At 59.3% G+C, this 8,669-nt stretch carries 10 protein-coding genes; 1 reads left to right on the top strand and 9 read right to left on the bottom strand.

The genetic code is table 11. The features are described from left to right. Positions 1 to 139: 139 nt before the first annotated feature. From ACW9IB_RS22230 to rplM, 8 genes are all read right to left on the bottom strand, one after another. The gene (locus tag ACW9IB_RS22230) at positions 140 to 889 is read right to left on the bottom strand and encodes a FadR/GntR family transcriptional regulator (RefSeq protein WP_016971564.1); all 750 of its coding nucleotides are present in this window, start codon (positions 887 to 889) and stop codon (positions 140 to 142) included. 157 nt (positions 890 to 1,046) lie between these two features. Beyond that, on the bottom strand, positions 1,047 to 1,466 hold the full coding sequence (locus tag ACW9IB_RS22225; protein WP_457365363.1) for a ClpXP protease specificity-enhancing factor: 420 nt from the start codon (positions 1,464 to 1,466) through the stop codon (positions 1,047 to 1,049). Positions 1,467 to 1,483: 17 nt separating this feature from the next. Then, on the bottom strand, positions 1,484 to 2,101 hold the full coding sequence (locus ACW9IB_RS22220) for a glutathione S-transferase N-terminal domain-containing protein (protein WP_457365362.1): 618 nt from the start codon (positions 2,099 to 2,101) through the stop codon (positions 1,484 to 1,486). A gap of 147 nt (positions 2,102 to 2,248) precedes the next feature. Next, positions 2,249 to 3,031 carry a cytochrome c1 gene (locus tag ACW9IB_RS22215; RefSeq protein ID WP_457415557.1) on the bottom strand — a complete coding sequence of 261 codons (783 nt, stop codon included), beginning with the start codon at positions 3,029 to 3,031 and terminating at the stop codon, positions 2,249 to 2,251. Then, the gene (locus tag ACW9IB_RS22210; RefSeq protein ID WP_457365360.1) at positions 3,031 to 4,242 is read right to left on the bottom strand and encodes a cytochrome b; all 1,212 of its coding nucleotides are present in this window, start codon (positions 4,240 to 4,242) and stop codon (positions 3,031 to 3,033) included. Before ACW9IB_RS22210 ends, ACW9IB_RS22215 begins: the two co-directional genes overlap by 1 nt. After that, the gene (gene petA, locus ACW9IB_RS22205; protein WP_457365359.1) at positions 4,242 to 4,838 is read right to left on the bottom strand and encodes a ubiquinol-cytochrome c reductase iron-sulfur subunit; all 597 of its coding nucleotides are present in this window, start codon (positions 4,836 to 4,838) and stop codon (positions 4,242 to 4,244) included. Before petA ends, ACW9IB_RS22210 begins: the two co-directional genes overlap by 1 nt. A 266-nt stretch (positions 4,839 to 5,104) precedes the next feature. Then, positions 5,105 to 5,497: a 30S ribosomal protein S9 gene (rpsI, locus tag ACW9IB_RS22200; RefSeq protein WP_457365358.1), complete on the bottom strand. Its 393-nt coding sequence runs from the start codon at positions 5,495 to 5,497 to the stop codon at positions 5,105 to 5,107. 14 nt (positions 5,498 to 5,511) lie between these two features. Further along, positions 5,512 to 5,940 (bottom strand): 50S ribosomal protein L13, encoded by a 429-nt coding sequence (rplM, locus tag ACW9IB_RS22195; protein ID WP_003188508.1) that lies wholly within the window; start codon positions 5,938 to 5,940, stop codon positions 5,512 to 5,514. 249 nt (positions 5,941 to 6,189) lie between these two features. Between rplM and ACW9IB_RS22190 the strand changes: the two genes are divergently transcribed. Further along, entirely contained in the window at positions 6,190 to 7,230 is a 1,041-nt protein-coding gene (locus tag ACW9IB_RS22190; RefSeq protein WP_457415556.1) for an NADP(H)-dependent aldo-keto reductase, read from the top strand. Between the two features lie 113 nt (positions 7,231 to 7,343). Here the strand turns inward: ACW9IB_RS22190 and ACW9IB_RS22185 are convergent, their stop codons facing one another. Continuing rightward, positions 7,344 to 8,480 (bottom strand): acyl-CoA dehydrogenase family protein, encoded by a 1,137-nt coding sequence (locus ACW9IB_RS22185; RefSeq protein WP_457365356.1) that lies wholly within the window; start codon positions 8,478 to 8,480, stop codon positions 7,344 to 7,346. Positions 8,481 to 8,669: the final 189 nt, after the last annotated feature.

Here is an 8,669-nt window from a genome sequence, read left to right as displayed (position 1 = left end):
TCCCCTGTGGGAGCTGTCGAGCCCCGGCGAGGCTGCGAAGGCGGTGGGTCAGGCGACATCTCTGTCGACTGTGCCGCCGTCATCATTGGCAAGCCCCGCCCCCACACAAGCCGGGTCCCACATTAGGTTGGTATAGCGCTCAACCGCGCTGCGCTTCTGCCTCTTCATGGGCATGGCGCAGTCGTTCGCGGCTGTTGGTCAGGTGCAGGCGCATGGCCGCGCGTGCCGCGTCCGAATCCTGGCGGGCAATCGCTTCGTAGATTTCTTCGTGCTCCCGGCTCAGGCGCCCCATGTAGTGTTGCTGGTCGTCGTGGGCCAGGCGCGCTGAATTCAGCCGGGTACGGGGAATGATGCTGGTGCCCAGGTGCGTCATGATGTCGGTGAAATAGCGATTGCCGGTGGACAGCGCAATTTCCAGGTGGAAGGCGAAGTCCGATGCCACGGCATCGCCGGCGTGGGCCGCACTTTCGTTCAAGGCATCGAGGGCTGCGCGCATGGCCGCCAGTTGTTCGTCGCTGCGGCGCAAGGCAGCCAGGCCTGCCGACTCCACTTCAAGGCTGATCCGCAGTTCCAGGATCGCCAGCACATCACGCAGTGTCACGACCGTGGCCGGATCAATCCGGAAACCGCTCGGGCTGGGCGTGTCCAACACGAAGGTGCCGATACCATGACGGGTTTCCACTTGCCCTGCCGCCTGCAAGCGCGAGATCGCTTCACGCACCACCGTGCGGCTGACCCCATGGGCATCCATGATCGCCGACTCCGTGGGCAGTTTGTCGCCCCGCTTGAGCTGGCCGTCGCGGATCTGCTCGGACAACACCGTGACCAATTCCTGGGCAAGGCTGCGGCGCTTGCGGGGAAGACGTGGGGCGGCGTTGGCGTTTTCCATGATGAATCATCTTTCTCGGTGAGCGTGAACACGCATCATAGCCCATGGCGGTTGTACGATCACCGTCCCGTCACGACTTTCATCCTTATCCTGCGCGCAAAAAAATGCCCCGACGCAGGTCGAGGCACGTTTACGGCCAGCGTGATGCGACAGCCTGTTACTTCACCACTTTCAGACTCGGCCGACCGCTCGGGCGCGGCGGTTCGGAATCCGGTGGCGGCACGTCATCGCCATCTTCGCCTTCGACCGTTTCGTCGTCCTCGAAAGGCGACTCCAGATCAAAGACCATGCCCTGACCGTTTTCCCGGGCGTAAATCCCCAGGATGGCGCCAATCGGCACGTATAGCGTATGGGGCACGCCCCCAAAACGCCCTTCGAAGCTTACCGCTTCGTTGTCCATGTGCAGGTGGCGCACGGCGCTGGGCGACACGTTCAGGACGATCTGCCCGTCGCTGGCAAAACCCTGCGGCACCTGAACCGCAGGAAATTCGGAATTGACCAGCACGTGCGGGGTGCAATCGTTGTCCACAATCCACTCATAGAGCGCGCGGACCAGGTAGGGTCGACTGGAGTTCATCAACGGCTCCTTAAGCCTTAGCGCATATCGCGTTCGACACCAGACAGACTCGCCTGGAAAGCCTCACGCGCAAACTGGCGCTCCATGTAATCAAGCAGCGGCTTGGCTGGCCGCGGCAGTTCAATGCCCAGTATCGGCAAGCGCCAGAGTATGGGTAATAGGCAGCAATCCACCAGGCTTTGTTCCTCACTGAGGAAAAAAGGTTTATCGGCGAACAGCGGCGAAACGCCGGTCAGGCTCTCGCGCAATTCCTTGCGCGCCTGCACGCGAACGGCTTCTTTTGTACGTGTATCCAGAATCACATCCACCAGCCCGCACCAGTCACGCTGGATCCTGTGGATCAGCAGACGGCTGTTGGCACGCGCCACCGGGTACACCGGCAGCAAAGGCGGATGCGGGTAACGCTCATCCAGGTATTCCATCACCACGGTCGACTCCCACAATGCCAGGTCACGATCGACCAGGGTGGGCAGGCTGCCGTAAGGGTTCACTTCGATCAGTTTCGGCGGCTGACGGCCCGCCTCCACACTGATGATCTCGGCGCTGACACCCTTCTCTGCAAGCACGATACGTACCCGGTGGGAATAGTGGTCGGCGGGGTCGGAGTAACAGGCCAACCGATTGGTCACGCCCATGGCGGTCCTCCTCGCTTGAAATTATCGAAAGCTCAAAAACGAGCGCGCCCAGGGAGCATCTCGGTAACGCCTGGTACAACCAGACTGCTACGTATTCAGAGATGCCGCTGGGCGCGCAAGATTAACAGCAATTGCCTTACGTTTGGATCAATGCACGTCCTTCCAGTATTCGCGTTTGAGCAGATAGGCGAATACGAAGAAGAACGCCAGGTACAGCAGCACATAAGTACCGATGCGCTGATGTTGCAGTTTGACCGGGTTGGCCGAGTAGGCCAGGAAGGTCACGAGATTTTTTACCTTCTCGTCGAACTGCTCTTCGTTCAGCGTACCGGTCTTGGGCACGATGGTCAGCTGGTCACACGCTTCGTGGGTCAACGGCGTACCGGTCAGCGGATCATATTGCTTCTTGCCATCTTCCACGACTTGAACCTGCTTGCACCCTACCACTTGACGTCCTTGCAGGCCGACCAGAACGTTAGGCATGCCGACGTTCGGGAAAACCTTGTTGTTCACACCCCATGGGCGCGTCGGGTCTTCGTAGAAGGACTTGAGGTAGCCGTAGAGCCAGTCGGTGCCACGCACGCGGGCCACCAGGGTCAAGTCGGGTGGCGCAGCACCGAACCAGACCTTGGCGTCAGCCGGCTGCATGCCGATGCTCATGTGGTCGCCGATCTTGGCACCGGTGAACACCAGCTTCTCCAGCATTACTTCATGGGGGATGCCCAGGTCATCGGCCACCCGCTCATAACGCTGGAACTTGGCGCTGTGGCACCCCATGCAATAGTTGGCGAATGTCCGCGCACCGTCTTGCATGGCGGCCTTGTCAGACACGTCGATGTCGACTTTTTCCAACTCGGGGCCACCATGCTCGGCAGCGAAGGACAGTAGCGGCAGGGCCGCAAGCATCAATGCAACGAATAATTTTTTCATCAGCCAGTCACCCTTTCCGGAACCGGTTTGGTCTTCTCGAGCCGGGTGTAGAACGGCATCAGAATGAAGTAGGCGAAGTACAGGAAGGTGCAGACCTGCGACAGCAACGTGCGCTCGGGGGTCGGCGCCAATACGCCCAGCACGCCCAGGATCACGAAGGAAATGCAGAACACCCACAGCCAGATCTTGCTCAGCCAGCCCTTGTAGCGCATGGATTTGACCGGGCTTCGGTCGAGCCAGGGCAGCACGAACAGCACCGCAATGGCCGCACCCATGGCCATCACGCCCATGAGCTTGTCGGGAATCGCCCGCAGGATTGCGTAGAACGGCGTGAAGTACCAGACCGGCGCAATGTGCTCAGGGGTCTTGAAAGCGTTGGCTTGCTCGAAGTTGGGCTTCTCCAGGAAATACCCACCCATCTCCGGGAAAAAGAACACGATCGAGCAGAACACGAACAGGAAGACCACCACGCCGACGATGTCTTTCACGGTGTAGTAAGGGTGGAACGGAATGCCGTCCAGCGGTACGCCGTTTTCGTCTTTATGCTTCTTGATGTCCACGCCATCCGGGTTGTTCGAACCCACTTCGTGGAGCGCCAGGATGTGTAGCACCACCAATCCCAGGATCACGATGGGCAGGGCCACGACGTGCAAGGCAAAAAAGCGGTTCAGGGTGATGCCGGAGATCAGGTAGTCGCCCCGGATCCACTGCGTCAGGTCGTTACCGATCACCGGAATCGCACCGAACAGCGAGATGATCACCTGTGCCCCCCAGTACGACATCTGGCCCCATGGCAGCAGGTAGCCCATAAAGGCTTCGGCCATCAGCGCCAGGTAGATCAGCATGCCGAAGATCCACACCAGTTCCCGCGGCTTCTGGTACGAACCGTAGAGCAGGCCACGGAACATGTGCAGGTAGACGACGATAAAGAACGCCGATGCGCCGGTGGAGTGCAACAGGCGCAGGATCGAGCCGTACTCGACGTCGCGCATGATGTATTCGACGGAGGCGAAGGCCTCTTCGGCCGACGGGGTGTAGCTCATGGTCAGCCAGACGCCGGTGACGATCTGGTTGACCAGCACCAGAAGTGCCAGGGAGCCGAAGAAGTAGAAGAAGTTGAAGTTCTTCGGGGCGTAGTACTTGCTGAGATGGTCTTCCCACATTTTGGTGGCGGGAAAGCGCGCATCGACCCAATCCATGAACTTGCTCATCAGGCTTTCTCCCCCTCGTCGACGCCAATGACAATGACACTGTCAGTCTCGTAGTGATGTGGCGGAACTGGCAGGTTCAAAGGTGCGGGTTGTGACTTGTAGACGCGACCGGCCAGGTCGTAATGGGAGCCGTGGCAAGGGCAGAAGTAGCCACCGACCCAGTCCTTGCCCAGGTCGGCAGGGGCGACTTCGGGACGGAAGGTAGGCGAGCAGCCCAGGTGGGTGCAGATACCGATCAGCAGCAGGATCTCTGGCTTGATCGAACGGATTTCCTTATCGACGTAGGCGGGTTGGTCGGAATTCTTCGAGTCGGGGTCGGACAGCTGACCTTCGATTTTCTTGAGATTTCCCAGGATTTCCTCGGTACGACGAACGATGAAGACGGGCTGGCCGCGCCATTCAGCAACCATCTGCTGCCCTGGCTCGATCTTGCTGACATTCACCTTCACCGGTGCACCTGCGGCTTTCGCCTTGGCACTGGGAAACCATGACCCCACGAACGGGACCGCAGCCCCCACCGCTCCTGCAGCACCCACCACGGATGTGGCTGCTACCAAGAAGCGACGCCGGCCTGCATTCACGCCGTCATTGCTCATTCAGTCCTCTCCCATCAGCTTTTTGGCCTGTTAAATCAGGCGTCTACTAAGTATTGAAGCTTTGCTTATAAAAATTTTGTCGGATGGTAATGAAAAGCCCCACGTCTGACAAGGGAATTGCCCGGCGCTCAGCCCCCAGGCCTTGTAGTATAGGGGGTCTACGGATGTGGCAAGTTGTCACGGCGAAATTTGTGCATAAATCGCAGGCAATAAAAAACGCCCAGCTCCATAAGGAGGCTGGGCGTTTTTGTGAAACGTAAAGCGAATTAACGCTTCGAGTACTGCGGACGCTTACGCGCTTTACGCAGACCGACTTTCTTACGTTCAACTTCACGGGCATCGCGAGTAACGAAGCCAGCTTTACGCAGGGTGCTGCGCAGGCCTTCGTCGTAGCTCATCAGTGCGCGAGTGATGCCGTGGCGGATTGCGCCAGCCTGGCCACTTACGCCGCCACCGATAACGGTGACGTAGATGTCGAACTTTTCAACGGTCTCGGTCAGTTCCAGCGGCTGACGAACTACCATGCGGGCAGTTTCGCGACCGAAGAAGTTGTCCAGGGAGCGGTTGTTGATCGAGATGTTACCAGTGCCCGGACGCAGGAAAACGCGTGCGGTTGCGGTTTTGCGACGGCCAGTGCCGTAATTTTGAGTCGCCGACATAATGAACTATTCCGTTAAAACTTCAGTTCTTGGGGCTGCTGAGCAGCATGAGGGTGGACAGCGCCCGCATAGACTTTCAGCTTGCGAAACATATCGCGACCCAGTGGGCCCTTCGGCAGCATGCCTTTGACCGCGATTTCGATCGGGGCTTCAGGCTTCTTGGCAATCAGGCCTTCGAAGTTGGAAGACTTGATACCGCCAGGGAAACCGGAGTGACGGTAGTACATTTTGTCGCTTGCTTTGTTGCCGGTTACACGAACCTGCTCAGCGTTGATGATCACGATGTAGTCACCGGTATCAACGTGCGGGGTGTACTCAGGCTTGTGCTTGCCACGCAGACGGCTGGCGACTTCAGTGGCCAGACGACCCAGGGTCTGACCAGCGGCGTCGACGACAAACCAGTCGCGCTGAACTGTTTCCGGTTTTGCAGTAAAAGTTGTCATTCTTTAATAGCCTCAGGGGCCGCCTGTAAAATAGACGGCGGATCTTACTGAATAGTGCGTACTTTGACAAGGTCAAAGGCAGCCGGATACAGACGCTATCGGGGGCTCGGGTCGGCGCGTCCGTTCAACGGCAAGATTCTTCGGCAGGCGGCGCATCACTTCCACTGCAGAAAGAGGTGGGCAATTATGCAGATTGCGAAAAAAAATTCAACCTGCTTTTATGAATGATTTCCCGGTAAGGAGTACTCGATGGACTACCGACAGTTGGGCCGTACCGACCTTGAAGTCAGCGCGATTGCCTTGGGCACCATGACCTGGGGCGAGCAGAACAGCGAGGCAGAGGCCTTCGCACAAATCGAGCGCGCCAAGGCCGCTGGAGTCAACTTCCTGGACACCGCCGAGATGTACCCCGTGCCACCCAAGGGCGAAACCTACGGCGACACCGAGCGCTGCATCGGCAATTACTTCAAGCGCAGCGGCGACCGAGCCGACTGGGTCCTCGCCACCAAGATCGCCAGCCCCGGCAACAATATCGGTCACATTCGCGGCGGCCATCTCAAGCTCAACCGCCAGCACATCGTCGAAGCCCTGGACGCCAGCCTCAAGCGCCTGCAAACCGACTATATCGACCTTTATCAACTGCACGCCCCCGAGCGCAGCACCAACTTTTTCGGGCAATTGGGGTATGTGCATAAAGTCGAAGATGATCTGACGCCGCTGGAAGAAACCCTTGAAGTACTGGACGAGCAGGTCCGCGCCGGCAAGATCCGCCACATCGGCCTGTCCAACGAAACCCCGTGGGGCGCGATGAAGTTCCTGGCCCTGGCCGAAGCCCGTGGCTGGCCGCGCGCGGTGTCGGTACAGAACCCCTACAGCCTGCTCAACCGCAGCTTCGAAGTGGGCCTGGCGGAAGTCGCCATGCGTGAACAGTGCGGGTTGCTGGCCTATTCGCCCCTGGCATTCGGGATGCTCAGCGGCAAGTACGAGGGCGGCGCCCGCCCGGCCAATGCGCGCTTGAGCCTGTTCAGCCGCTTCAGCCGTTACTTCAACCCGCAATCGGAGGCCGCGTGCAGCCGTTATGTGGCGCTGGCTCGGGAACACGGCCTGGATCCGGCACAAATGGCCCTGGCGTTCGTGACGCAGCAGCCGTTCGTGACCAGCAACATCATTGGCGCCACGACCCTGGAACAACTGGAGAGCAACTTGGCGAGCGCCGAGCTGAAGCTCGCGAAAGAGGTGCTGGACGGGATCGAGGCAATCCAGAAGGATCATCCGAACCCTGCGCCTTGATGGATCTTTAGGCCCCCATCGCAGGCAAGCCAGCTCCCACACTTGAAAGTGTTCACAAATCAAAATGTGGGAGGGGGCTTGCCCCCGATGAGGCCCTCAGCAACACCACAAGATCAGAGCGCTCGCGCAATAATCTCCTTCATGATCTCGTTGGTCCCCGCATAAATCCGCTGCACCCGCGCATCCGCCCAGGCCCGGGCAATCGGGTATTCCCACATGAAGCCGTAACCCCCGTGCAACTGCACGCACTCGTCGAGCACCTTGCATTGCAGGTCCGTGGCCCAGTACTTGGCCATCGCCGCCGTGGGCACATCCAGCTTGCCCTCCAGGTGCAACGCGATGCACTTATCCACGAACACACGCCCGATCTGAATCTCGGTCGCCATCTCCGCCAGCTTGAAGCGGGTGTTCTGGAAGTCGGCGATCGCCTGGCCGAACGCCTTGCGCTCGCGGGTGTACGCCAGCGTCCACTCCAACGCGGCCTCGGCGGAAGACACCGCGCCGATCGCCACGGTCAGCCGCTCTTGTGGCAGCTCCTGCATCAGGTACGCGAACCCCATCCCCGCCTGGCCCAGCAGGTTTTCCCGGGGCACTCGCACATCCTGGAAGAACAGCTCCGAGGTGTCCTGGGCCTTCATGCCAACCTTGTCCAGGCGCTTGCCCTTGGCGAAGCCCGGGGTGTCAGCCTCCACCAGAAACAGGCTGGTGCCTTTGGCGCCGGCCTTGGGGTCGGTCTTGGCCACCACGATTACCAGTTCGGCCAGGTAACCGTTGGTGATGAACGTCTTGGAGCCATTGATCACATACTCATCACCGTCCAGCACGGCAGTGGTCTTCACTCCTTGCAGGTCGGAGCCGGCGCCCGGCTCGGTCATCGCGATGGCCGTGACCCGCTCGCCGGAGATCAACTTGGGCAGGTACTTGTGCTTCAACGCCTCGCTGCCGTAATGCAGGATATAAGGCGCGACGATATCCGAATGCAGCGAAAAACCGATGCCGGTCAAGCCCAGGCGGCTGATCTCCTCGATCACCACCGCGCTGTAGAGAAAGTCCGCACCGAGCCCGCCATACGCTTCCGGCAGGTGCGAGCAGAGCATCCCCGCCTCGCCTGCCTTGCGCCATAAATCGCGGTCGATATAGCCCTGTTTCTCCCATTGCCCATGAAACGGCGCAGCGTCTCTTTCAAGGAAGGTGCGCACGCTCTCGCGAAAGAGCTCGTGCTCCGGGCTGTACAAGGTTCTGGGGATCATGGGTCACCTGCGTGGCGTGTCGGACAAGGGCTAACCCACAGAGCCTATGCCGCGAAGGTGTCACGGGACACTGGACACATGCGACAAAAAATAAGACGATCCAGCCGTCTGGTGACCACTTTCCCCTATAAGAATAAATGAAATTATGTCTAACCAAATCTCCACGCCGTTGCGGCGCGTCAGCATTTT

Source organism: Pseudomonas sp. SDO524_S393, assembly GCF_054071875.1.
Note: the sequence above shows the minus strand (reverse complement) of the source record. Positions and strands in the feature narration are given on the sequence as shown.